At 58.5% G+C, this 23,902-nt stretch carries 16 protein-coding genes and 1 riboswitch; of the genes, 12 read left to right on the top strand and 4 right to left on the bottom strand.

Features of this window, described 5'->3' with window-relative positions:
- Positions 1-100 precede the first annotated feature (100 nt).
- Complete coding sequence (locus ACVWYZ_RS09795) at positions 101-4,708, bottom strand: glutamate synthase-related protein (RefSeq protein WP_457466929.1); 4,608 nt, start codon at positions 4,706-4,708, stop codon at positions 101-103.
- A 297-nt stretch (positions 4,709-5,005) separates the two neighbouring features.
- Entirely contained in the window at positions 5,006-6,082 is a 1,077-nt protein-coding gene (locus ACVWYZ_RS09800; protein ID WP_457466930.1) for a hypothetical protein, read from the bottom strand.
- 234 nt (positions 6,083-6,316) lie between these two features.
- Between ACVWYZ_RS09800 and ACVWYZ_RS09805 the strand changes: the two genes are divergently transcribed.
- Both ACVWYZ_RS09805 and ACVWYZ_RS09810 read left to right on the top strand, forming a co-directional pair.
- Positions 6,317-7,336: an ATP-binding cassette domain-containing protein gene (locus tag ACVWYZ_RS09805; protein ID WP_457466931.1), complete on the top strand. Its 1,020-nt coding sequence runs from the start codon at positions 6,317-6,319 to the stop codon at positions 7,334-7,336.
- A 140-nt stretch (positions 7,337-7,476) separates the two neighbouring features.
- The gene (locus ACVWYZ_RS09810) at positions 7,477-8,331 is read left to right on the top strand and encodes an ABC transporter permease (protein WP_457466932.1); all 855 of its coding nucleotides are present in this window, start codon (positions 7,477-7,479) and stop codon (positions 8,329-8,331) included.
- Positions 8,332-8,355: 24 nt separating this feature from the next.
- On the opposite strand, the gene ACVWYZ_RS09815 is transcribed toward ACVWYZ_RS09810, so the two are convergent.
- Complete coding sequence (locus ACVWYZ_RS09815; RefSeq protein WP_457466954.1) at positions 8,356-8,571, bottom strand: hypothetical protein; 216 nt, start codon at positions 8,569-8,571, stop codon at positions 8,356-8,358.
- A gap of 116 nt (positions 8,572-8,687) precedes the next feature.
- Here ACVWYZ_RS09815 and ACVWYZ_RS09820 point away from each other — a divergent pair, with 116 nt between their 5' ends.
- From ACVWYZ_RS09820 to ACVWYZ_RS09850, 7 genes are all read left to right on the top strand, one after another.
- The gene (locus ACVWYZ_RS09820; protein ID WP_414408005.1) at positions 8,688-9,338 is read left to right on the top strand and encodes a class I SAM-dependent methyltransferase; all 651 of its coding nucleotides are present in this window, start codon (positions 8,688-8,690) and stop codon (positions 9,336-9,338) included.
- A gap of 114 nt (positions 9,339-9,452) precedes the next feature.
- Complete coding sequence (thiL, locus tag ACVWYZ_RS09825) at positions 9,453-10,475, top strand: thiamine-phosphate kinase (RefSeq protein ID WP_457466933.1); 1,023 nt, start codon at positions 9,453-9,455, stop codon at positions 10,473-10,475.
- A 201-nt stretch (positions 10,476-10,676) separates the two neighbouring features.
- The gene (locus ACVWYZ_RS09830; RefSeq protein WP_414408003.1) at positions 10,677-11,270 is read left to right on the top strand and encodes a hypothetical protein; all 594 of its coding nucleotides are present in this window, start codon (positions 10,677-10,679) and stop codon (positions 11,268-11,270) included.
- Between the two features lie 77 nt (positions 11,271-11,347).
- A complete protein-coding gene (locus ACVWYZ_RS09835; protein ID WP_457466934.1) occupies positions 11,348-12,883 on the top strand; it encodes a S10 family peptidase in 1,536 nt (511 codons plus the stop codon).
- Between the two features lie 146 nt (positions 12,884-13,029).
- A riboswitch (cyclic di-AMP (ydaO/yuaA leader) is annotated at positions 13,030-13,171 on the top strand.
- A gap of 145 nt (positions 13,172-13,316) precedes the next feature.
- Positions 13,317-14,156: a nitrate ABC transporter permease gene (gene ntrB, locus ACVWYZ_RS09840; protein ID WP_414356816.1), complete on the top strand. Its 840-nt coding sequence runs from the start codon at positions 13,317-13,319 to the stop codon at positions 14,154-14,156.
- 171 nt (positions 14,157-14,327) lie between these two features.
- Positions 14,328-15,737 (top strand): CmpA/NrtA family ABC transporter substrate-binding protein, encoded by a 1,410-nt coding sequence (locus ACVWYZ_RS09845; RefSeq protein WP_457466955.1) that lies wholly within the window; start codon positions 14,328-14,330, stop codon positions 15,735-15,737.
- A 364-nt stretch (positions 15,738-16,101) separates the two neighbouring features.
- Positions 16,102-16,935: an ABC transporter ATP-binding protein gene (locus tag ACVWYZ_RS09850; protein WP_414356827.1), complete on the top strand. Its 834-nt coding sequence runs from the start codon at positions 16,102-16,104 to the stop codon at positions 16,933-16,935.
- A 192-nt stretch (positions 16,936-17,127) separates the two neighbouring features.
- On the opposite strand, the gene ACVWYZ_RS09855 is transcribed toward ACVWYZ_RS09850, so the two are convergent.
- Complete coding sequence (locus ACVWYZ_RS09855; RefSeq protein WP_457466935.1) at positions 17,128-18,741, bottom strand: cysteine--tRNA ligase; 1,614 nt, start codon at positions 18,739-18,741, stop codon at positions 17,128-17,130.
- A 547-nt stretch (positions 18,742-19,288) separates the two neighbouring features.
- Here ACVWYZ_RS09855 and ACVWYZ_RS09860 point away from each other — a divergent pair.
- The 3 genes from ACVWYZ_RS09860 to ACVWYZ_RS09870 all read left to right on the top strand — a co-directional run bounded on the left by ACVWYZ_RS09860 (position 19,289) and on the right by ACVWYZ_RS09870 (position 23,840).
- Positions 19,289-20,794: a LysM peptidoglycan-binding domain-containing protein gene (locus ACVWYZ_RS09860; protein ID WP_457466936.1), complete on the top strand. Its 1,506-nt coding sequence runs from the start codon at positions 19,289-19,291 to the stop codon at positions 20,792-20,794.
- A gap of 107 nt (positions 20,795-20,901) precedes the next feature.
- Positions 20,902-22,227, top strand: coding sequence for an FIST signal transduction protein (locus ACVWYZ_RS09865; RefSeq protein ID WP_457466937.1), 1,326 nt, complete (start codon positions 20,902-20,904; stop codon positions 22,225-22,227).
- 80 nt (positions 22,228-22,307) lie between these two features.
- Positions 22,308-23,840 carry a leucyl aminopeptidase gene (locus tag ACVWYZ_RS09870; protein WP_457466938.1) on the top strand — a complete coding sequence of 511 codons (1,533 nt, stop codon included), beginning with the start codon at positions 22,308-22,310 and terminating at the stop codon, positions 23,838-23,840.
- Positions 23,841-23,902 lie beyond the last annotated feature (62 nt).

Raw genomic sequence — 23,902 nt, forward strand, 5'->3', positions numbered from 1 at the left:
CAGGACTTGGGTCATGGTTCTATCATAACTTCCGCATTCCTCCCGACACTGACCCTACGGGTACAGTGCGGGGCTCCTGCGATTTCTAGCTGAGAGATCCTTAAGACTCCACTGCCAGCGGCTGGGATCGCAAGGGATCCGTCAGCTCGCTGCCCTCCTCCGAAGGCGGGATCACCTGCCAAAACAGAGGCAAATAGGATTCCCAATTTTGCAGAATGCGCTCCGCTTTGGGGGAATGGGTGCGGCGATAGTGCTCCTGGATCAGGCTCTTCAGTTGTGCCTCTGCTGCCGCCGTCTGCACCCGCTGAATGCGCACGATCTCCCCGTTGACCTTGGCGGGAAAGTCGCCCTGCTCATCCAGCACATAGGCCAGGCCGCCGGTCATCCCAGCCCCCAAGTTGCGGCCCACCCGCCCCAGCACCACCACCACACCACCGGTCATGTACTCGCAGCAGTGGTCGCCGGATCCCTCGATCACTGCCTGCGCTCCCGAGTTGCGCACCGCAAAGCGTTCCCCTGCCTGGCCGTTGGCGAATAGGTAACCCCCGGTGGCTCCGTACAGGCAAGTATTGCCCAAGATCACATTTTCCGAGGGATCCCGTGGCGCATCGCCGGGAGCCAAGATGACGATCTCACCCCCGCACATGCTTTTGCCCACGTAGTCATTGGCTTCTCCTGTCAGGGTCAGGCGCATCCCCGCCAGCGTAAAAGCGCCAAAGCTCTGGCCGGCGCTGCCGACAAAGCGCAGATCCAACTGCCCCCCCTGTTGGGCAAAGCCGGTATCTCCGTACAAGCGGGCCAAGGTTCCGGCAATGCGCCCGCCTACGCAGCGGTCGGTGTTGGCGATAGGGATCTCCACCGTGGCCGTGCCGCAGGTCTCCACCGCCTTCTGCACCTCCGGCTGAGCCAGGATCTGCTCATCCAGCACCGGGCCGTTGGCGTGAACCGGCTCATGCTCCAACCAGTCGGGCAGGGTGTTGGGATCAAAACCGGGGGGAGTTCGCAGCAGACACTCCAAGTTCAAGGATTGGGTCTTCTGCAGAACCGCATCGGCGCGCGGACAGAGCAGATCCACCCGCCCGATCACCTCCTTCAGAGAGCGGTAGCCCAGTTGGGCTAAGACTTGGCGCACCTCCTCCGCCACAAACGTGAAGAAGGTCACCACGTGATCCGGTGTGCCGGGGAAGCGCTTGCGCAGCTCTTCCTTCTGGCTGGTCACCCCCACCGGGCAATTGTTGGTATGGCATACCCGCGCCATGATGCACCCCTCCGCGATCATGGCCACCGTGCCAAAGCCAAACTCTTCTGCCCCCAGCATGGCCGCCATCACCACTTCCCAACCCGTGCGAATGCCGCCATCCACCCGCAGGATGGAGCGCTGCCGTAGGCCGTTTTCCAGCAGGGTATGATGCACCTCCACCAGGCCCAACTCCCAAGGTGCCCCAGCATGTTTGATGGAGCTCAAGGGGGAAGCCCCTGTGCCCCCTTCATGGCCGGAGATTTGGATGATGTCGGCGTTGGCCTTGGCTACTCCTGCCGCCACCGTGCCGATGCCCACCTCCGCCACCAGCTTCACCGACACCTGGGCCTGGGGGTTCACCTGGTGCAAGTCGAAGATCAACTGCGCCAGATCCTCGATGGAGTAGATGTCGTGGTGGGGCGGCGGCGAGATCAAGGTCACCCCCGGCTTGGAGCGGCGCAGCTTGGCAATGTAGGGACTCACCTTTTTGCCCGGCAGTTGCCCCCCCTCGCCCGGCTTGGCCCCCTGGGCAATTTTGATCTCAATTTGCCGCGCGTTGAGCAAATACTCCGGTGTCACGCCAAAGCGGCCCGAGGCCACCTGCTTCACCGCCGAGCTGGCGTTGTCCCCCATGCGCAGCCCCTTCAGGTGGGGAAAGCGGGCCGAGGTGCCATCTGGGCCTACATCGGTGATGGGGGCATATCGCTCCGGATCTTCCCCGCCTTCACCGGAGTTGGACTTGCCGCCGATGCGGTTCATGGCAATGGCCAGGGTCTCGTGGGCCTCGCGGCTGAGGGCCCCCAAGGACATCCCGCCTGTGGCAAAGCGTTTGAAAATCTCCGATGCCGGTTCCACTTCCTCCAGGGGGATGGGATCCCGGTCGCTGCGGAAATCCAGCAGGTCTCGCAACGCGGTGGGGGTGCGGCTGCGCAGGTGGGCCCTGTAGATCTCATAGTGGGCAGGCTGGCCCGATTCGATGGCCTTGTGCAGCAGCTTGGCCATTTCCGGGCTGTTGATGTGGTATTCGCCTTTGGGCCGCGCCTGGATAAAGCCAAAGTTCTCCAGCTTTTTCGAGGTGAGTTCGGGGAAGGCCCGCTGGTGATTCACCATGCCCTCGCGGGCCAGATCTGCCAGCGTCATGCCCCCCACCCGCGACACCGTGCCGCGGAAGGCCAGGTCGATCACCTCTTGGCTCAGGCCAATGGCCTCGAAAATCTGCGCCCCGTGGTAGCTGGAGAGCAGAGAAATGCCCATTTTGGAGAGAATCTTGAGCAGCCCTGCCTCAATGGCGGCGCGGTACTTCAGTTGCACCTCGGCCAGGGAAAGCTGGGGCAACTTGCCGGTGGCCATCTGGGTTTGTGTCTTGGGCTTGTGCCACCACTGCCGCACAGCTTCATAGGCCAGATAAGGACAAACGGCGCTGGCCCCATAGCCGATCAAGCAGGCAAAGTGATGGGTGCTCCAGCATTGGGCAGTCTCCACCACCAGAGAGGTCTGCAGGCGCAGCCCTTCCTGGATGAGGTGATGATGGATAGCGCCCACTGCCAACAGAGGTGGGATCAGAGCCTGCTCGGCATTGAGGCCGCGATCCGAGAGAATCAAGATCTCAGCTCCCCCCCGCACCGCCTGGGCCGCCTGCTGGCAAAGGGCCCGTACTTGGGCTGCCAGTCCTTCTGGGCCAGCAGCCACCGGGTAGAGAATCGGGAGCGTGTGGCAGGGGAAAGGAGTGTGCTGTAGGGCAGCCAGCTCCGCTTCGTTGAGCACCGGGCTGCGCAACTGCAACAGGCGGGCATGCTCAGGCCGGATCTCCAGCAGGTTGCCCTTGGATCCCAGATACACATCCAAAGACATCACCAAGCTCTCCCGCAGGGGATCGATGGCGGGGTTGGTGACCTGGGCAAAGCGCTGCTTGAAATAGTCGTAGAGGGGATGAGGCTGGGTGGACAGCACAGCCAGCGGCGCATCATCCCCCATGCTGAAGGTGGGCTCCTTGCCCGTAGCCGCCATCTCCTCAATGATCATCTCCACATCTTCCGAGGAGTAGCCGAAGGCAGTTTGGGCTTGGAGCAGTTGTTCTTCCGAGAGGTGAGGGGTATTTTCAAAGCCCTGGGTGCTGAGCTGAACGCGATGGGCTTTGAGCCACTCGCCGTAGGGGTGTTGGGCCGCCACCTGGGTTTTGATCTCCCAGTTTTTGCAGATGTGCCCGCTCTGCAGATCCACCGTCAGCATTTGCCCCGGGCCTAGCCGCCCTTTTTCCAAAATGTCGGTCTCCGGCAGGGCAACCACCCCGGCTTCTGAGCCCACCGCCAGCAGCCCATCGCGGGTGATCGCATAGCGGGCGGGACGCAATCCATTCCGATCCAAGGTGGCGCCGATGGTTTTGCCATCGCAGAAAACCACCATCGCTGGGCCATCCCAGGGCTCCTGCAGGCCGCCGAAGAACTCGTAGAAATCCACCACTTCCGGGTGATCCTGAAGCTCCGGCTGGTTGCGATAGGCTTCCGGGATCAGCACCATCATCGCCTGCTGAGTGGAGTAGCCCGACTGAATCAACAGCTCAAACACGGCGTCCAGGCCCGCCGAGTCGCTGGTGCCGGGGTCAATAATCGGCTTCAGATCCTCGACCGCTGTACCCCAGCGGGGATGGGAAAGGGTCTGTTCGCGGGCGGCCATCCAGTTGACATTGCCCAGGTAGGTGTTGATCTCGCCGTTGTGGCAAAGGTAGCGAAAAGGCTGGGCCAGGGACCAACGCGGCAGGGTGTTGGTGCTGAAGCGGCGATGGTAAGTGGCGTAGGCAGTGGTGTAGAGGGGGTTTTGCAGATCTCGATAAAACCGGCCCAGAACCGCCGATTGCACCATGCCTTTGTAAACGATGACCCGGCAGGACAAAGAGGCAAAGTACAGGGCATAAAAGCCAAACTGAGCCTCCACCCGCCGCCGAATGCGCCGCCGCAACAGATAAAGCTGCTGCTCCAGGGTATCTCTGCTCAGGCTGGGATGGGCAAGGATCAACTGCCAGATAGAGGGCATGGTCTGCCGCGCCATCGGCCCCAGGCAATCGGGATTGACCGGCACCTGCCGCCAAGCCACCCGCTGCCAGTCGGTGGTGGCCAAGTATTCATCGATCACCTGCTGCACCGCCTGGCACTCAGCGGGATCCTGAGGCAAAAAGACCATCCCCACCGCGCTGTAAGCGGGATCCAAAGCTCGAACTTCTTCCATTTCTGCTTGCAACAGCGACCAGGGGATCGCCGTCGCAATGCCCGCCCCATCGCCGCTCTGGCCGTCGCCGCCACAGCCACCCCGATGCTCCATACAGGTGAGAGCCTGAAGGGTTTTCTGCAAGAGGTCGTGGCTGGCTCTTCCCCGCTGATCCACCAAAAAGCCGACCCCGCAAGCATCCCGCTCTTGAAAGTGCCAGTTTTCCTGCAGGATAGGAACCGAGACCTGAGAGCGATGGGGATTCATAGGAGTCAAAACAGTTTGGAATAAATCACGCTTTTAGAGGTGGAAAACCAGCATATCGCACTCCAATCCGACAGGAAAAGGGGGCAGCCCCAAGTTAGGGCCGGATTTTGCCAGTAAGGCAACAGAATGTTCCAGCGGAAGGAAGCAGCGAAGTAGAGTTCAAAAAGGCTCACTATGAACAGATTTTTCGAGCTTCTTCTGCGGGCTTCTCCGGCAGACTTTGAGACGATCTGAGAAAACCGAGGCATAGGCGCCAGCTCACGGCCAACTGGCTCTGTGGAGAACTGCGATCAATCGCTATCTGAAAAAGTCAGAAAACGTATCCCGCAGATCCGAAAGCCGATCGTTGAAGCAAGTCAGCCGATCCCCTGCGGAGTTCACCAGCGTCAGATCTGCCCGACCGGTTGCCCCTTCGGATCCCAGTAGAGGAACGCTCATGCGGCTGGGATCGGCGGGATTCTGGGAAACGCGGATGACGGCTCGATCGCGGTTCAATTGATAAGCCTCGGCCACATAGCGGATGGGCTCGCTCAAGGTGGGATCCACCGGCAGCCCTGGGGCCGGCAGGAGATCCACCAGCTCGGTGAACGTGCCACTCCGCAGGCCCACCACGGCAGCAGCTCCCAACTGGTTACAAATGGCAATGAGAACCGGCTCTTGGGCAGTGGCGGTGAGGTTGGCCAAGGTAACCGTGACCGTGGCGCGGCTGGCTGCCGGCGGGTAGGTGACCTCAAAGGTGCGGGCAAAGGCATTGCCCAGCTCGTCGCGGGCGCGAAAGCGAAGCTGCCCGGTGTAGGGCAGGATGGAAGAAAAGTAGATGCCAAAGCGGTCGCTGGGACTCCGTCCGGGGATATTGGCCTGTCCGGGGACATAGGCAAGGGCAGCCCGACTTTGCCACTGATTGGGCGGGGTGTAGGGCAGCAGCGGGCCACTGGTGAAGTTGGGGGGTTCTTTGGGGGGCAGATCCGGCTGGCCATCTCTGTTCAGATCCAGCCCATTGCCCAAGAAGGCCACCGAGCGCTGTAAGAGAATAGGACGGTTTTGGTTATCCAAAAGGGGATTCCGCCTTTCTGCCAGCCCGGCGTTGTCCACATAGACATTGAGGGGGCGATTTAGGATTTGGTTATCCCGTTGCCGCCGCATGTTGAACTGTAGGTAAGGCCCCACTGCGCCCGCTGCCGGGGATCCCCCTGTAATTTCAAAATCATCTGCCCGCAGAAAGACATTTTCCAGTGGGCCCAGGGGAGTGGTTCCCTCGCCGCAACCGACCAAGCTGAGCGCCAAGAGCGCCAAAGTTATATAAGCTACAGCAGGGCAACCTTTTGCGGTGGGGGAATCCGAGCCCCCACAAGAGGCACGCTTTGGCTTCAGCATTCATCTCCTCTCCACAGATCCACAACAAACACCTTGGCGAGGGTTCGACCCAACCGGACTAGGTTGAAGGATGGGCAGGGATCCCCCACCGGATTCGCCTGAACCACTATACCGTGAGCCTCGGTTCAGCTCCCACCATCCCTAGGGGGTTGGCGGCAAGGGGCAAGAAATGGGGGCGATCGCCACCCCTCATCTTCTGTAGAGGCTTGATAGCCTAGAGGGAGCGAAATGTGAATGCCCATGTCAAGTACTCCCGCAGTCTTGGTACAGCAACTTCAGAAGCGCTACGGATCCACAGTGGCCGTGGCGGATGTCTCCTTTCAGGTGGAACCCGGCCAGATCTACGGCATTCTCGGCCCCAATGGAGCGGGCAAGACCACCACTTTGCATTGCCTCTGCACCTTGCTCCGTCCCGACTCAGGCCGGATAGAGGTGTACGGGATCCCAGCCAGCGAAAACCCCAAAGCGGTACGAGAAAAACTGGGGTTTGTCGCCCAAGAGGTGGCCTTGGATAAGGTGCTGACCGGGCGAGAATTGTTGCAGTTGCAGGCCGACCTCTACCACCTGCCGCGCCCCCTGGCCCAAGAGCGAATCGCTGCCGTCCTGGAGCTGCTGGGGCTGACCGACCGTGCCGACCAGCGCATCGGTACCTACTCCGGCGGGCTGCGCAAACGCTTGGATCTGGCGGCAGGACTGCTCCATCAACCCCAGGTGCTGGTCTTGGACGAGCCCACGGTGGGCCTGGACATTCCCAGTCGGTTGGCCATCTGGGATTTTCTGCGCCAACTCAAGAACACAGGGATCACGGTGGTGCTCAGCAGCCATTACCTGGAGGAGATCGACCTGCTGGCGGATCGGGTGGCCATCATCGACCGGGGCAAGGTGATTGCCGAGGGAACCCCAGAGGAGCTGAAAACCCGCGTCGGCGGCGAGCGCATCACCGTCAAGCTGCAGGAATTTGCCCCGGCAGAACTGGCCCAGCGGGGTGCCCAACTGCTGGGATCCCTGCCCTTTGTCCAGAAGGTGGTGATCAACAGCGCCCAGGGCAACGCCCTGAACCTGGTGGTGCAGCGGAATGGGGAGGATCCCCTCAGCCAGATCCGCGCTCACTTGCAAGCTCATGGGCTGGAGGTGTTCAGCAGCACCCAATCTCGTCCCAGCTTGGATGATGTGTATTTGGCGGCAACCGGGCAAACCCTCATGGATGCGGAGCTGGCCGCTGCCGAGGCCAATCTGGGCAAAAAGAAAAAGTAACTTCATCCCCTCATGATCGAGCCCCATTGATCCCTGTACAAAGGCATATCGAGATATTTATTGGTTGTATTGGTTGATGGATTAGATACTGCATTCATTCATCACACATTCATTGATCACAACTCTACAGGAGCTTGGGTATGACCTCTGCCTCTTCCCCGGTTCAATCTAACCCGATCCCCCTTTTGACGGCTGACTTTTGGCAGGAGACCTTCGCCCTCACGCGCCGCTTGTTTATCCAACTGAAGCGTCGCCCCACAACCTTGCTGGTTGGCATTATCCAGCCGTTGCTCTGGCTAATTTTGTTTGGGGCTTTGTTTCAGAATGCTCCTGCCGGCATTTTCGGGGCCGGACAAAACTACACCCAGTTTTTGGGGGCGGGAGTCATTGTGTTTACGGCTTTTGGTGGAGCCTTGAATGCTGGGGTGCCGGTGATTTTCGACCGAGAATTTGGCTTTTTGAACCGGCTGTTGGTGGCTCCCCTCACCTCTCGTTTTTCCATTGTTCTCGCCTCTAGCCTGTTCATCGTCAGCTTGGCGCTGTTGCAGACGGCGGTGATTGTGGGGGCAGATTACGCCCTTGGGGCCGGGATCCCCGACGGGCCAGGCTTGGCGGTGGTGGCCCTGATCGTGGGCCTGTTGGTCTTGGGCTTTACGGCCCTGAGCTTGGGCTTGGCCTTTGCCATGCCGGGGCACCAGCAATTGCTGGCTTTCATCTTTTTGGTGAACTTGCCCCTGATCTTTTCCAGCACGGCCTTGGCTCCCCTGAGCTTTATGCCCACCTGGCTGCGTTGGGTGGCCAGCCTCAACCCCCTCACCTTTGCCATCGAGCCCATTCGCCATGTCTACCGCAGCGATAGCTGGAGCTGGGCCGATGTGGTGCTGCAGGCTCCCTGGGGCGATCTCACCCTGGCGGGATCCCTGGGCCTCTTGACGGGGTTTGTCGTAGTGTCGGTTCTGCTGGTGCAGGGGGTGTTGCGCAAAAGTTTGGCCTGAGCCTCTCTGCCCAGGCTGTGCCCCTCAAAGCCATCGGCGGGAAGCGGACTTCTCCATAGCCGCCTGTGCCTGCTGCACCAGAGCCAGGGGGCTGTCCTGAGCCGGGGAGACGCTTAGAGAGGGGGTAAGGCTGCGAGCCTGCAGGGCCATGTGGAGCTGCAGTTCGGTTACGTACTCCCGCAGGCCAAGGCCGGACTCAGCAGAAGAACGGCTCGCTGCCGAGGGGTGAGATGCAGACATCATGGCAAGGAGTCCCTCGCGAAATGGCCACCGTTGCTCTGCTAAGCTATCACGCCTGCCCCTTTTCTGAAGGTTCCAAAATGTTAGCTTTGATTAAGCTTTGAAATCATTCGGCCATGGTGGTGCTCAAGGATTGGCAGCGCTCCAAGTTGGATCCCAGCGACGATGCCCTCTTCTACAGCTATCCCCGCTTTGTGACCCATGTGGATTCTGGCTTCATCGGCCAGCTCACCGATCTGTACCGCGAGCATCTGCGGCCCCAGACCCGGATTCTCGATCTGATGAGCAGTTGGGTCTCCCATTTGCCGCCTGAGATGGAGTTTGCCCATGTGGAGGGGCATGGGATGAACCCGGAGGAACTGGCGGCCAACCCCCGGCTCAATCACTTCTTCATCCAGAACTTGAACCAAAACCCAGTTCTGCCCTTCCCCGATCACTCCTTCGATGCGGTGCTGAATACGGTTTCGGTGCAGTATCTGCAGCAGCCGGAGCAGGTGTTTGCAGAGGTGTATCGCATTCTAAAGCCCCAGGGCCTGTTCATCGTCAGCTTCTCCAATCGCATGTTTTTCCAGAAGGCGATCCAGGCTTGGCGGGACAACTCCGAGGCGGGGCGGGTGGAGTTGGTCAGGCGCTATTTTGAGTCAGTGCCGGGGTTTGAGGTGGTGAAAGTGATCCAGCGGCCTGCCCCTATGGGTTGGCTGGGCTTTTGGGCAGGCGGAGGCGGGGATCCCTTCTATGCCCTAATTGGACAGCGGACGGCGGGGTAGAATTCTCCAGCTTGCCTGTGGCGTGCAGGCGGGATCCTTGGAAATATCCAACAAGAACCCATCATCCATCAGCTTTTTCAGCTTTGCTATCCTCGCTACCCTCAGAGGGCTGTTTTGTTCTCCGGTCTTTCTGACAGTGCTTCTCCACAAAACGGCGATCCTTCCCCCCTACCCATCTCAGCAATTGGGGAGGCGGGGCTGCTGCAGATCGTGCAGCGCTACTGTCCGGCCCAGGTGGTGGGGGATGATGCGGCGGTGTTGGCTGCTCCGGAGGGGCAGTTGGTGGTGACAACCGATGTGTTGGTGGAGGGAGTTCACTTCAGCGATTTGACGACCCCGGCCCATGCGGTGGGCTGGCGCGCGGTGGCCGCCAATCTGTCGGATCTGGCCGCGATGGGATCCCGTCCGCAGGCGTTGGTGGTGGGCTTGGGCTTGCCGGGATCCACGCCGGTCGCTTGGGTGGAGGAGCTTTATCAAGGGATGCAAGCCTGTTGCGCCCGCTGGGGATGTCACTTGGTGGGAGGGGATCTGTGTCGGTCGCCGCATCGGTTCGTGGCGATCACGGCTTTGGGAAGGGTGCAGCCGGGGCGGGCTATTCAGCGCAGACGGGCTCAACCCGGCGATTGGCTGGTGGTGACAGGGCCGCACGGAGATGCGCGGGCAGGCTTGGAACTGCTTCTCCATCCTGAACAGGGATCCTCAGCCACGGCAGCCGAGCGCGAGCAGTTGATCAGGGCTCACCAATACCCACGCCCGCGACTGGATCTGTTGCCCCTCTTAGAAGGGATCCCGGATCCCTTGCGCATTGCCGGCATGGATACCAGCGATGGTTTGGCAGATGCCCTGGTGCAGGTGTGTCAGGCCAGCGGGGTGGCGGCGAGGATCGAGGTGGAGCGGATCCCGATTTCAGAAGCTTTGCGGCAGGCTTTTCCGGCCCAAGCCTTGGAATGGGCGCTCTATGGAGGCGAAGATTTTGAGCTGCTCCTCAGTGCCGAGGTGTCGGTGGCCAAGCATCTGTTGGAAGAATTGCCAGGGGCCGTTTGGATTGGAGAAGTGACAGGCTGGGATCCGCAGGGAACCGTCTGGCTGAAGGACGGGCAAGCCCTCAGTCGTCAGCAAGCCTTCCAGCATTTCTAAGAGGCGTTGTGCTGCAGGATGGTCACCCAAACTGCCAACAGTTGAAGACAAATCTACTTGTGGGGGAAAACAAGCTTCAGGAAGGATTCGGTAACCTAGAAGCGGAGAGAAGTTGAGATAAGGAAGCAAATTGACTTGGAATAGCTTCAGGCAACTGCTCAGAACTCGGCAGAACTTGGAGAAGCATTGGAGACTCTACTCATGAAAGCTATCTTAACAGCAGCCATTCTTGGCCTGGCCGGGATCCCTGCGTTGGCCCCCTTGCCCAGTTCGGCTCAGCCGCTTTTTGAATTGGGTGCCTACCGCCTTGAGCAGGGGACGATTATCCCGGTCGGCAGCCTGAGCAGCGAAGAGCCGCAATACTTTTACCCGGACACCGTTTATCCCCTGGAAGTGGCCGTTACTCAGAACATTTTTGACAGCCAGGGGCGCTTGGTGATCCCGGCGGGTAGCCGCGTTTTTGGACAGATGGAACCTGCACCGGGCGGATCCCGCTTTGTCGGTACTTCTATTGTTCTCGGCGGTCGTACCTACAGCCTACGGGCTTCCTCCAACATCCTCCACGACGAAAAGGATCCCCGTCAGTATTCGGCTGAGGCCATTGCTCAAGATGCAGCCATTGGGGCAGCCGCAGGGGCCATTTTGGGGGCCATCACGGGCGGAGTCTCGGTGGGCAATGTCTTAGGAGGCGCCGTGACCGGAGTGGTGGTGGGCAATGTTACCGCTCCCCAGGTGGTGGTGCTGCGCCCCGGCCAATCTTTCAATCTGACCTTGGAAGCTCCGCTGACGCTGTGAGGTTCCATTTGGAGGTGTTGATGGTCGGCGACTTGTGATTCACTGGGGATCAAGTTGCCGATCCCTGTTTTCATTTCATGGCTACTGAATCCAAGCCCACTCCCCCCCTCTCCTCCACTGAGCACAGGTTTACGGCTGGAGAGGAAAGCTTCACCTACCAAGCGCTGGCCGGTTGGCAGACCCTTTTTCAGCGGGAAAAACCGGTGGCCGAGATCTTTCACGTCGCCTATCTGAAGCAAGACTCTGCTGCCCAGCACCGCCCTCTCACTTTTGTGTTCAACGGTGGGCCTGGGGCAGCCTCTGCCTACCTGCACATGGGAGCGCTGGGGCCCAAACGGATTGGCTTCGGGCCCAATGGCAGTTTGCCTCCCTCTCCGGTGCGGCTGGTGGACAATGCCGAAAGCTGGCTGCCCTTTTCCGATCTGGTCTTTGTCGATCCGGTAGGGACAGGGTTCAGCCGCGCCCTGCCCAAGGATTCTCAAGACGCCAAAGATTCCCGGGAGAAATCCGATCCGGCGGCCAAACCCCCTCAGCCGGATGCCAAGGCGGAGGAGCCTCCTAAGGAATCACCTTTCTGGGATGTGGAACGGGATTTGCAATCCTTGGGCGAGTTCATTCAGGGCTTCCTTTCCCGATACAAACGCTGGCTTTCCCCCATTTTCATTGCCGGCGAAAGCTACGGTGGGTTTCGGGTGGCGCGGCTGGCCAAGGAGCTGCAATCCAAGTTTGGCGTAGGCTTGTCGGGGGCCATTCTCATCTCGCCTGCACTTGAGTTTGGGTTGCTGGAGACCAACGATTACAACCTCAGCACTTGGGCAACGCTTTTCCCTTCCTACGTAGCTACAGCAGCTCATCATGGACGGTGTGGCTGGGGGGAGGATTTGCAGATCCTGCTGCCCAAAGCAGAACGCTTTGCCCGGCAACGTCTGCTGCCCCTCTTGGCTATGGGAGAGGCGATGCCAGAGGCAGAACGGCAAGCGGTGTATCAGGAGATGGCGGCAGGGATCGGCTTATCTCCAGAGTATGTGGCCCACAAAGGCGGGCGGATCGATATCGCCAGTTTTGCCCGCGAGCTGTTGCGGTCGCAGCGACTGGTGCTGGGGCTTTACGATGCTTCTGTAACCACGGTGGATCCCTTTCCGGATCGGCCTACCTTTGAGGGATCCGATCCCACCTTGGATGGGCTAGATCGCTTGTTCACGGCGGCCATCAACAGCCACTTGCGGGAGACCTTGCAAGTAGAAACGGAGTTGACCTATCACCTGCTGAACCTAGAGGTGTTCAAGTCCTGGCGGTTCACCCTAAAAGGAGAGTTGAAGCAAGGATTCATCGGCGCAATGGACGAGCTGCGCAGCAGCATGGCCCTCAACCCCCACATGCGGGTGAGCATTCATCATGGTTTTTACGACCTGGTCACTCCCTACTTTGCCTCGAATCACCTGGTGGATTTGATGAAGTTGGATCCGCGGTTGAAGGCCAACCTCACCCTACGTCATTATCGCGGCGGACACATGTTCTACACCTGGGATCTCTCGCGGTTGGAGTGGTTTACAGAAATGCGTGCGTTCTACTCAAAAACGGCTTCGGGCTCAGAGTTGCAAACTCTGCGCTAAGCAACTGGAGGATTGAGGCTCTTGGAAGCCATAGCCGAGAGACTTGCCACAGCAGGTTTGCATATACATTGCATATACATATATTGATAAAATTGGATAAAATTGCATTGCCTTGACATCGAGAATCAGCCCTGATAGCATCTAGCCATGTTGGCCAGCCTAATCCTGTTCAGTTTTTGAACAAGAGCGGGGGAACCATTTCGGGGGCTTACTCTGAGCAAACGCCAGGGAGAGCATCTCTTAGCTCTAGCCCGTCAGCTAACCCCGTCGGCACTAAGAGGTGGCTACAGAGCTGTACGTCTGCCCTAGAGGGATTTTGCGTACATCGACTGGATGCCTTCCAAGGGGTTGAGGGTTGCCATCGGCACTTTCTACCCCCCTCTGGCGGCTGCTTAGCTTACTCTTCCCACTTCTCCTCACCTTACCAAACAACATGCAGAACCGCTCTCAACTTGTGGCTATCGGTCGCAGGGGAAGTTTTTGGATCCAAAGGTACGTTTGGCGAGAACAGGTCATTTTGCCAATGGCCGGATTTGCCCTGCTACTGGCAATTTGGTGGGTTGTCGCTCTTTTTCGCAGTGAGTTGGTGCCCACTCCGCCACAAGCCTTTGTTGACAATCTCGACTACATTCTTCATCCATTTTATCGGCGTGGGCCGGGCGATTTGGGCGTTGGCTGGCTCTTATTGGCGAGTTTGCGGCGAGTTTTGATTGGCTTTTTGCTGGGCGCAGTGGTGGCCATTCCTATGGGGTTTTGGATTGGAATGTCGCCATCGGCAATGGCGATGTTTAACCCAATTGTCCAGATTTTGAGGCCGGTTTCTCCGCTAGCCTGGCTGCCCATTGCCCTGTCTATTTTTAATTCGGCGGATCCCGCAGCCATTTTCGTGATATTCATCACCTCTCTGTGGCCAACTCTCATCAATACGGCCTTGGGGGTGGCCAGTGTGCCTCAGGACTATCTGGATGTGGCGCTGGTGCTGGAGATGCCCCGTTGGCGACGGATCCTCAAGATCATCTGGCCTGCCGCCCTACCCTACATCTTTACGGGCTTGCGCATCAGCTTGGGTATTGCTTGGTTGGTCATTGTGGCTGTCGAAATGCTAACCGGCGGCATTGGCATTGGATTTTTTGTCTGGGATGAATGGAACCGTCTCAATTTGAGCGCGGTGTTCCTGTCGGTGTTGCTGATTGGAGCAACGGGGCTGGTGCTGGATCTGGCTTTGCGACGAATTCAAACCTGGGTGACCCACCGACCGGCAACCCAGACCTAAAGCCGGGTGATTTTCTCTTTTTCGGTTCTTCTTGATGTCAATAATGAGCTTCGCTCTTAGAAATTTTCAGACCTAGATCAGTTTGTTTGTCAGATCTGCACATTGCTCCATCTCTGCTACGCGACGCTTGCCTGACCAGACTTATCCATCGGAGGGTTTTTCATGAAAGTTCTGGCCGAAGGTGGTGCAAAACTGTATTTCCGCCGAAAAGTCTTGCAGGGCTTGGGGGCTGTGGGGGCCGGGATCCTAGCGGCCAAAGGATACAGAGCCGTGGAGGCTGCCGATATCGAGCCGGTGGTGGATCCTGGATCCCTGGAAAAACCCAATTTAACGGTGGGCTATGTGCCGGTCAACGATTGTGCGCCCTTTGCCGTGGCCTATGAGAAAGGTTTCTTTCGCAAATATGGGTTGAATGTGCGCTTGAGCCGCGAGTCCAGTTGGGCCAACTCTCGCGATGGGGTGATCTTCGGACGCTTGGACGCCTCACCGGTGGTGGCGGGAGCAGTGACCAATGCCCGCCTAGGGGCAGAAGGGGCGCGGCGGGTTCCCCTGTGTGCGGCCATGACCATTCATCGCCATGGCAACGCCATGACCATGAACCGCGCCATGTGGGACTACGGCTTACGACCTTGGTATGAATACGACGGCGATCTGGAGTTCTTCGGGCGGGATTTTCGTGGGTATTTCCAGAGCTTGCCCGTCGAGCGGCGACTGTGGGCAACAGTGCTCAGTTCCGCCATCTACGAGTACTTCATTCGCTATCTGGCAGGGGCAGCCGGGATCGATCCCATGGCCGAGTTCCGCATCATTATCATTCCCCCGCCACAGATGGTGACTCATATCCGCATTGGATCCATGCAAGCTTACATGGTGGCAGAGCCGTGGAATACCCGTGCCATTGCGGGCAATGAGGGAGTGGGGTTCACCTTCGCCCACGGCAAAGAGATCTGGCGTGGACATCCCGACCGAGTATTGGCGGTGATGGAGAGCTTTATCGAGGAGAACCCCCGCACCTACCGCTCGTTGGTGATGGCGATGATCGAAGCCTGTCGGTATTGCGATGACCACCGGGAGGAGGTGGCGGAGTTGATTTCGGCCCGCGCCTACACAGGTGCTCCCCTGCGCTACACCAGACCTGCCATTGTGGGGAACTACAACTATGGCGGCTTTGATGGGCAAGACCGGACTCGCCAGATGCCAGACAGTACCTTGTTTTTTCGGATGCCTGAGGATCTACCTCACCCAGAGCATGATCACTCCACGTTTCTGTGGCAATCTCAGGGACTCTGGCTGGTCACTCAAGCGGCCCGTTGGAACCAAATCGCCGAGATCCCTGCTGATGTGGAGGAGCAGATCCGGCGAGCATGGCGCACCGATCTGTATCGGGAGATCGCCGCTGAAATGGGGATCCCTTGCCCTGCTGAGGATTTTAAGGTGGAGCCAGAGGAGGTATTTATCGATGGCAAAGCCTTTGATCCCGGCGATCCCGTGGGTTACCTCAATAGCTTCGAAATCCGCGCCAATCGTCCTTTACAGTTTTTTCCGGGGATACGCACTACAGCTTATGGAGGCCGATCCTGATGTCTAACAAACCCCATTCTCGATAAAGCCACAAAACAGCTTAGGGGATAAGCTCTGCAAGCATCATTTGCCAAGCCTTTTTCACAAAACCCAGCCTTTAACCTATGAATGTTTCCTGTAATTTTCTACCACCGGAGATTTTGCCATGAGAGGCCAGCAGTTATTATCATTTTCTCTTTCTTTTTTACGATCGACTTTGCAACAGCCAAAAGATAAGTCAACTCAATCGAATCCAAATCTTTATCCACCTCAATCTTTTCCGGCTGCCCGTTTCTTGCAATGGGGATCTATTGGAAAAGCTATATCTTGTTCAGACCCGTGTCTTACTTGTCAATGTTGATTGATCGATCAGGAGAGGTTTTTCATGGATTACCCAGTTTCTGCTACTCAGGGCTTAAGTCTCCAAACCAAATCAGATACTTTCTTAGATATCCGAGGGGTGGTGAAAACTTATCGGAATCCGCGTGGGCAGGATTTGGTGGTGCTCGATGGCATTGATCTCACCGTAGGTGAAACTGAATATGTCTCGATTGTTGGACATTCCGGCTGCGGTAAATCCACCTTGCTCAAACTGGTGGCAGGGCTAGAGCAACCAACGGAGGGATCCCTGACCCTAGAGGGCAAGCCGATTCGCAAGCCGGGAGCCGAGCGGATGATGGTATTTCAACAATATTCATTGTTGCCGTGGCTAACGGTGCGGGACAACATTCAGCTTGCGGTGGATGAGGTGCTCAAAACCAAATCCCGTCAAGAGCGGCGGCAGATCACCGAAGAGCACATCCGCTTGGTTCATCTGGAGGCGGCTGCCGACAAATATCCCGATCAAATTTCTGGGGGGATGAAACAGCGGGTAGGAATTGCTCGGGCTTTAGCAATTCGGCCAAAGTTATTGCTCATGGATGAGCCATTTGGAGCTTTGGATGCCCTCACTCGACGCCGACTTCAGGAAGAGGTTTTGGGTATTTGGGAAACACACCGCCAGGCTGTTATCATGATTACCCACGATGTCGATGAGGCCGTCTATATGTCAGACAGAATTGTTTTGATGAGCAATGGCCCCAAGGCCCGGATTGCCGAGATTTTAAATGTCAACCTGCCGCGTCCACGCCCCAGTCGTCATGATTTGCGCGAGATGAAAACCTATCACGAACTGAGGAATCACGCCTTGGATTTCTTGGAAAGATCTTACAAGTCATAGCCTGAAAGTGACAGCCCAACCAACGGGCTCACTTTTATGGTTACAAGTTAGGTTGAGACACTTCCCGACTGCTCTGCGCCGCTTCCGCAACCACCCCCGGCCCAAGGAAGAGAAAAGCTGGGAAGCAAGGCAACGGGACAGTTTCACTCTTGACTTGAAGTGACTATAGGTCTGAGAAGTGCTCCGCAACCCCTATTCTCGCAGCCAACGGGTGGTGCCATCTTTTTGATCGATGAGGGTGATGCCCAGGGCTTTCAACTGATCCCGAATGCGATCTGCCTCTGAAAAGTTTTTTGCCTTACGGGCTGCCGAGCGCTGCGCAATCAGCTCCTCGATCTGCTCTTCTCGGATGAGTTGGTTCTCTCCCTTTTCAAAGTGAAGTTCCCCGTTTGTAGCTGCTTCTGTGGATCCCTCGAATTCGGAGAATGAGGGCCAACAGAATCCCAGAGTAGCCAAAATCTCCAGCAGAGCGGCGCTTTTTTGCCTCAGGGCCTGAGGCTCTAGGTGGGTTTGGCCTTGATGGGTGAGCAGGTTGTGTTCGCGGGTGAGTTCTTTGGCCAATTCAAAGGCGATAGCCAGCGCTCCAGGGGTGCCAAAATCATCGTCCATGGCAGCTTGGAAGGTTTGCATGGCCTCAGCATCAGGGGATCCCTTTTCTTCTTTGCAGAAGTGCTGGGCACAGTGGATCCCTTTCTGGAGGGTTTCCCAGCCACGGCTGGCTGCCTGCATGGCTGCCTCGGTGAGGTCAATCGGGCTGCGGTAGTGGGTCTGCAACAGGAACAGCCGCAAGGCCATGGGGTGATAGACGGCGAGGGCCTGTCGCAGGGTGGTGAAGTTGCCCAAAGATTTGGACATTTTCTCGCCGTTGATGTTGAGAAAGCCGTTGTGCATCCAGTATTTGGCCATCGGCTTGCCGGTGATTGGCTCCGATTGGGCCAGCTCATTTTCGTGGTGGGGGAAAATCAAATCTGCCCCGCCGGCGTGAATGTCGATGTGATCTCCTAGGGTCTCTCGCACCATGGCGGAACATTCGATGTGCCAGCCCGGTCGTCCCCAACCCCAAGGGGAGGCAAACCCCGGCTCAGAAGGGGGGGCCGCTTTCCAAAGGGCAAAGTCGAAGGGATCCTGTTTGTCGGCTCCTTCTTCTCCTACCCGGCCACTGGCTCCCGCCTCCATCTCCTCCAGTTTTCGACCGGATAGCTGGCCGTAATCCGGGAATTTGCGGACAGAGTAGTAAACAGAGTACTGAATAGAGGTGGGGGTCTCCGGCTTGTGCCCGGTTTGCCGGAGGGAAGACGGGTCGGTCTGGTGTCGAATCGGATCCCGTACCCGGTAGGCAAAGCCTTTGAGCTCCAAAGATTGGATCAACTGGAACATGGCTTGCAGCGATTGCGTTGCCCTGGGGTAGAGATCGGCCCGCTTGATGTTCAGGCGATCCATGTCCTGGAAATATTCGGCGATGAAGCGTTCCGCCACCGCCTGCATCGATTCGCCACGTTCCAACGCCCGCTTGAGGATCTTGTCGTCCACATCGGTAAAGTTCTGCACATACTTCACTCGGTAGCCGCGCCACTCCAAGTAGCGACGCACCATGTCCCAAACCACGTAGGTACGCGCATGGCCGAGGTGGCAGAGGTCGTAAACCGTTACACCACAGACATACATCCGCACCAGGGGCTTCTCCTCCGCAACTGGAGCTGCAGATCCCTGGGAATTGCCGACGGAAACGGATTGAGATCCACCTGCTGCCAGCGGCTGAAACACTTCCTTGCGGCGAGTCAATGTGTTGTAGACAACCAAATCCATTGATATCCCTAGTTTGTAGTTTCAGCTACAGCAAAACAGGCTTTGTCTTCCAAAAAAGTACGATGGCACATTTTATCCTGAATCGGATAAGGCTCGACAAAATCTCAACGGGCCAAGGGCTGGAACCATTGTGGGGCAAGCATTTTGGCTGAAATTACCTGCCAAGACTTGTCTAGATTTGTTAACTACGGTACTCTAACCTGAGTGCGAGCCAGCCTGTTCATTAGCGAGCTCCACCCCGGCTTGAGTCACCCCTGGGGTGCTCGGTGCCAAGGGGCTTGTGCCCCTCATTTTGACATCTTCTTCTCTTGCACTCTAGTGTCAGCCTGTTGGTGTGAGGATGCCTTTAAAACCCACTTTCCCAAGTCCCCAAAAGGGGGAGCCGGATTTCCGCGGTGCTGCCGTGAGCACCCTTTTCCCCCCACCCCCAAAGGGGATCCCTTCAGAACAGTCCTGGACTTCTGCGGATTCATCTGCCGAGGAAGCCTATCTTCTGGAGTGGGCTCCAGCCCCTCTCTCTGGGCGGTCGAAGCCAAGATGGGTTGGTTTGGCCCTCTCTCTCAGCTTAACGGGCCTGGTATGGCTTCTGAAGCTGGAGGCGGATCCCTGCGCAGAAGCTGGGGAAGAGCAGCTGCCGGCCACCCCCAGGTGCCCAACCGAGCCTGAGACAGCCCATCCAGAGCCGGGGGATTCTGCTCCTGCGCGTCGGGGATATCCGGCTTGGGCCACCGGTCTTTTGCTGATGCTGGGCTTAGCCGGGGTCGCCACCCTACAGCAGCGACAGTTGAGCCGCCACCCTTGGGGATCGCTATCTCCGGCTGTAGAGCCGATCCCTCCCTCTGTGCATACGCTATCCGGCGCTCTGCAGCAAAACTACGAGCAGAAAAGGGAGCAACTGCGCCAAGCTTTCGCAGAAAGACGGATCCCGACAGGAGAAGGGCCTAGAGGCATCCTGGAGCATGAAATTCAGCCGGGGGAAACCCTCTGGCAACTGACCCAGATGTATCAGCTCGACGCGGCTGCCATCACCGTCTCCAACGGTATTCAGGCCAGTACTGAGCTGAAGCCGGGGCAGAAGCTGCTGATCCCCAGCCAACCGGGATTGATCTACACCGTCAAGCAGGGAGACACGCTGGAGGACATTGCCAACCGCTACCAAGTTCCCCAGCAGCGGATCATCGAAGCGACTCCCCTGGAGCGCCCGGAATATCTGCGCATTGGCCAACGCCTGCTCATCCCCGGCGATGTGGGCGAGTTGATCCAGCGTCAGAAGGAGATGATCGCTGCCCAGAAAGCTCGCGAAGAGGAAGAGCGCCGCCGGCAGGAAGAGGAAGCCCAACGCCAAGCCGAAGCCCAAGCCCGATTACAGGCCGAGCAGCAACGCCGGGCCCAGCAGATGGAACAAGAACGGCAAGCCCTCTTGGCCGGTGGATCCCTGACCCACACGGTTGGAGCCGGTGACACCATCGAACGGATCGCCGCCCGCTACGGGGTAACTCAGCGGTCTATTATTCAAGCCAACAACTTGCGCAATCCCCATTGGCTGCGCATTGGCCAACGCCTTACGATTCCGGCGCCGGGTACGCAGCCCACCCCTGCTCCTGCCCGACGAGCTCAGAGCCAGCCACAAGCTCGGCCAGCGCCGCCAGCGCCCCCTCCAGCTCCTCCTCAGGCCCGCAGCAGTGGGTTTATCTGGCCGGTCTCCGGGCAAATCACCTCTGGCTTTGGCTACCGTCGCGGTCGCCTTCATGCAGGGGTAGATATTCCTGGCCCCGTGGGATCCCCCATTGTAGCCGTTCAGGAGGGAGTGGTGATCTTCGCGGGGAATGCTGGGGATGGCTACGGCAATCGAGTGGACATTCGCCATCCCAACGGAATTGTTACTCGCTATGCCCACGGCCATCAGATTTACGTTTCCACAGGCCAGTACGTGCAGCAGGGGCAGACAATCATGAGCCGCGGCAGCACTGGCTGGAGCACAGGGCCGCATCTGCACTTTGAAGTCCGCCCCGGCGGGGGCGCGCCTGTGGATCCCCGGCCCTATCTGCCCTGATCCTGTCCCAAAGCGAGACTACACAGAACAGCCAGCCTGGCCATAAATTGCTAGCCTAAAGACAGCTACCCTAAAGACAGCAAACTCCAGACCGTAGGAACACGCCGATGCAGTGGGTGAACGCGCTCTCCCGGCTCCCTTCCCTAGAAGCGGCTCTGCGGCAGGTGGTGGAGGAAGCCAAGGCCAAGCTTCAGGCGGCCCAGCTGAAAAGTGCCTTGAGTCGGCAGGTGCAGACGGTGGGATCCGGCAGCTTGCCGGGGCTGCTGACGGGGTATGTCCCCTCTCAGCCGCTGCGGCCCAACCTGGGGGTTTTGTTTGTGTCGGCGGCCTTTGCCAGCGAATACATCCGGGTGTTGCCATTGCTGTCGGGGCTGCTGGAGGTGGACGTTTTGATCGGCTGCTCCGGGGGTGGCATTGTGGGTGGCGGGCATGAAATTGAGGATGGCCCGGCTCTCTCCTTGTCTTTGGCGGTCATGCCGGAGGTGGTGCTGCATCCTTTTCATCTGCGGGGGAACCAATTGCCAGACTTGGATGCGGCTCCTTCTGCCTGGGTCGATTGTGTTGGGGTTTCGCCGCAGAGCAAGCCTCATTTTCTGCTCTTGGCCGATGGATTTTCCTCTGGCATCTCAGAGTTGCTGCAGGGGTTGGATTTCGCCTATCCGGGATCAGTCAAAGTGGGGGGATTGGCCAGTGGGGGCCGCGGCCCTCGGGGCAATGCTCTGTTTTTGCTGGATGCGCGTACCCTCACACCTCGGCGGGAGCTGTATCGAGAGGGCACAGTGGGGCTAGCGCTCTACGGCAATGTGGTGCTGGATGCAGTGGTGGCCCAGGGGTGTCGCCCCATTGGGGATCCCTTGCGGGTGACGGAAGCAGAGGGGAATGTGATTCTTGGCTTGGAGGGTCGCCCTCCTCTAGCGGTTTTGCAGGACTTGGCAGAGCGGCTCAGTCCCGTGGATCAGCGATTGGCCCGCCACTCTCTCTTCATCGGCCTGCTGATGGATGAGTTCAAGTCGGAGCCGACGCCGGGAGATTTCCTCATTCGCGTAATCTTGGGCGTTGATCCGCGCGTGGGGGCGCTGGCCATCGGGGATCAGGTGCGCCCTGGCCAGACGGTGCAATTTCATCTGCGGGATGCCCAGACTTCGGCAGAAGATCTGCGTTGGGCCCTCAGCCGCTATTGTGCCGAGCGCAACTTGAGGCAAAGCCCCTCTCAACCGAGGCCGGAGCCTTGTGGGGCGTTGATGTTCTCCTGTTTGGGGCGAGGCAAGGGCCTGTACGGCACTCCCGATTTTGACTCGCAACGGTTTCGGGAATTGCTTGGAGAGCTGCCCTTGGGGGGGTTCTTTTGCAATGGTGAGATCGGCCCCGTTGGGGGATCCACCTTTTTACACGGCTACACTTCCTGCTTCGGGATCTTCCGGCCCGCCCACTAGGGGTGGATCCCTCGCCCTAAGAGCCGGCGAAATTGGATAGACTGGGGATCCCATGTCAACAGCTTGGTCAAGGATTTCTCATGCAGCTTCATCTTAGCGAGCCGCCACTCACTCAAGGGGAATGTGCCCTGGTCTATTGCTTTGCCGCTTCCGGCGGGAATGGCCGCTTTCCTCTGCCCCCTGAGATCGCCTCTTGGGATGAAAAGGCGTGGTCAGGGCTGGTGGCGGAAACCGTTCAGGAGCAGGGGTTTCAGGGGAAGCCGAATAGCAGTGTTGCCCTGCGCCTGACAGGAGAGATCCGCAAACTGGTGTTGGTGGGGCTAGGGGATCCCGCCGCCCTAACGCTAGAAGCCCTACGACGGGCCACAGCCAACGGCCTGCGCCAGGCTCACAGCCTAAAAGCCAAGCAGGTGATGCTGTCTTTGCCGGAGACGGGGTTGGATCGGGTGCGCGTGGTTCAGGCGGTGGCCGAAGCCTGCCTACTGGTGGCGCACCGGGACAATCGGTTTAAATCTTCAGCCAAAGGGGAAGAGGAAAACAGCTTTTCTGTGCAGGAAGTAACCCTTTTGGTGCCGGGGCTGGCCCAGGCCCGTTCTGACTACGAGGCCGCGCTGCGGCGGGCCATTGAGATGGCGGCAGGAACCATCTTGGCTCGGGAATTGGTGGCTGCCCCCGCCAACATTGTTACTCCTCTCGCCCTGGCCGATACCGCCCGCCAACTGGCCCAGGAATATGGCCTAGAGGTGGAGATTCTGGGACAGGAAGAATGCGAAGCTCTGGGGATGGGGGCTTTTTTGGGTGTGGCCAAAGCCTCTGATCTGCCGCCCCAGTTTATTCACCTCACCTACAAGCCGGCACAAGGGGATCCCGTCACCAAATTGGCCCTGGTGGGCAAGGGGCTGACCTTTGATTCCGGTGGGCTGAACATCAAAACTGACTCCCGCAGCATCGCCATGATGAAAACCGATATGGGGGGAGCAGCGGCAGTTTTGGGAGCTGCACGGGCCTTAGCCGCCCTCAAGCCGCAAGTGGAGCTGCACTTCATCGTCGCCGCCACGGAAAACATGATCAGCGGCCATGCCATCCACCCAGGGGATATCCTCACCGCCTCTAACCAAAAGACCATCGAGGTCAACAACACCGACGCAGAAGGTCGCCTCACCTTGGCGGATGCACTGGTGTTTGCGGAAAAGCTGGGCGTCGATGCCATCCTCGATCTGGCTACCCTGACCGGTGCCTGTGTGATTGCCCTGGGGGAAGAAATTGCCGGCTTGTTCACCCCGGATGAGACGTTGGCCCAGGAGCTACAGCAAGCTGCCAACCTTTCCGGCGAAAAAATCTGGCGCCTGCCGCTGGAAGAAGGCTACTTCGAGGGTCTCAGCTCCATTGTGGCCGACATGAAAAACACCGGCCCCCGCTCAGGGGGATCCATCACCGCTGCCCTGTTCCTGAAGCAGTTTGTGGAGAAAACCCCTTGGGCCCACCTGGATATAGCAGGCCCCGTTTGGACAGAGAAGGATGCAGGCTACAACAACAAAGGGGCCACCGGCTATGGAGTGCGCACCCTGGTGGAGTGGGTCTTGGCGCGGCAAGCCGCAGCAGCTTGCTCATAACCCCGCCTTTCTGGACGTTGGGCCTTGAAAAAGCATCTACTGAGGGAGGAGCCAAGGGCTGC

The organism is Thermostichus sp. MS-CIW-37 (assembly GCF_054060065.1).

Excerpts from the sequence above, each read along its gene's own strand:
- ACVWYZ_RS09815 (WP_457466954.1), bottom strand. The coding sequence starts at position 8,571 with ATGTCTGCATCTCACCCCTCGGCAGCGAGCCGTTCTTCTGCTGAGTCC.
- ACVWYZ_RS09830 (WP_414408003.1), top strand. The coding sequence starts at position 10,677 with ATGAAAGCTATCTTAACAGCAGCCATTCTTGGCCTGGCCGGGATCCCT.
- ACVWYZ_RS09800 (WP_457466930.1), bottom strand. The coding sequence starts at position 6,082 with ATGCTGAAGCCAAAGCGTGCCTCTTGTGGGGGCTCGGATTCCCCCACC.
- ACVWYZ_RS09855 (WP_457466935.1), bottom strand. The coding sequence starts at position 18,741 with ATGGATTTGGTTGTCTACAACACATTGACTCGCCGCAAGGAAGTGTTT.
- ntrB (WP_414356816.1), top strand. The coding sequence starts at position 13,317 with ATGCAGAACCGCTCTCAACTTGTGGCTATCGGTCGCAGGGGAAGTTTT.
- ACVWYZ_RS09865 (WP_457466937.1), top strand. The coding sequence starts at position 20,902 with ATGCAGTGGGTGAACGCGCTCTCCCGGCTCCCTTCCCTAGAAGCGGCT.
- ACVWYZ_RS09810 (WP_457466932.1), top strand. The coding sequence starts at position 7,477 with ATGACCTCTGCCTCTTCCCCGGTTCAATCTAACCCGATCCCCCTTTTG.
- ACVWYZ_RS09795 (WP_457466929.1), bottom strand. The coding sequence starts at position 4,708 with ATGAATCCCCATCGCTCTCAGGTCTCGGTTCCTATCCTGCAGGAAAAC.
- ACVWYZ_RS09805 (WP_457466931.1), top strand. The coding sequence starts at position 6,317 with ATGCCCATGTCAAGTACTCCCGCAGTCTTGGTACAGCAACTTCAGAAG.
- ACVWYZ_RS09835 (WP_457466934.1), top strand. The coding sequence starts at position 11,348 with ATGGCTACTGAATCCAAGCCCACTCCCCCCCTCTCCTCCACTGAGCAC.
- ACVWYZ_RS09820 (WP_414408005.1), top strand. The coding sequence starts at position 8,688 with ATGGTGGTGCTCAAGGATTGGCAGCGCTCCAAGTTGGATCCCAGCGAC.
- ACVWYZ_RS09870 (WP_457466938.1), top strand. The coding sequence starts at position 22,308 with ATGCAGCTTCATCTTAGCGAGCCGCCACTCACTCAAGGGGAATGTGCC.
- ACVWYZ_RS09850 (WP_414356827.1), top strand. The coding sequence starts at position 16,102 with ATGGATTACCCAGTTTCTGCTACTCAGGGCTTAAGTCTCCAAACCAAA.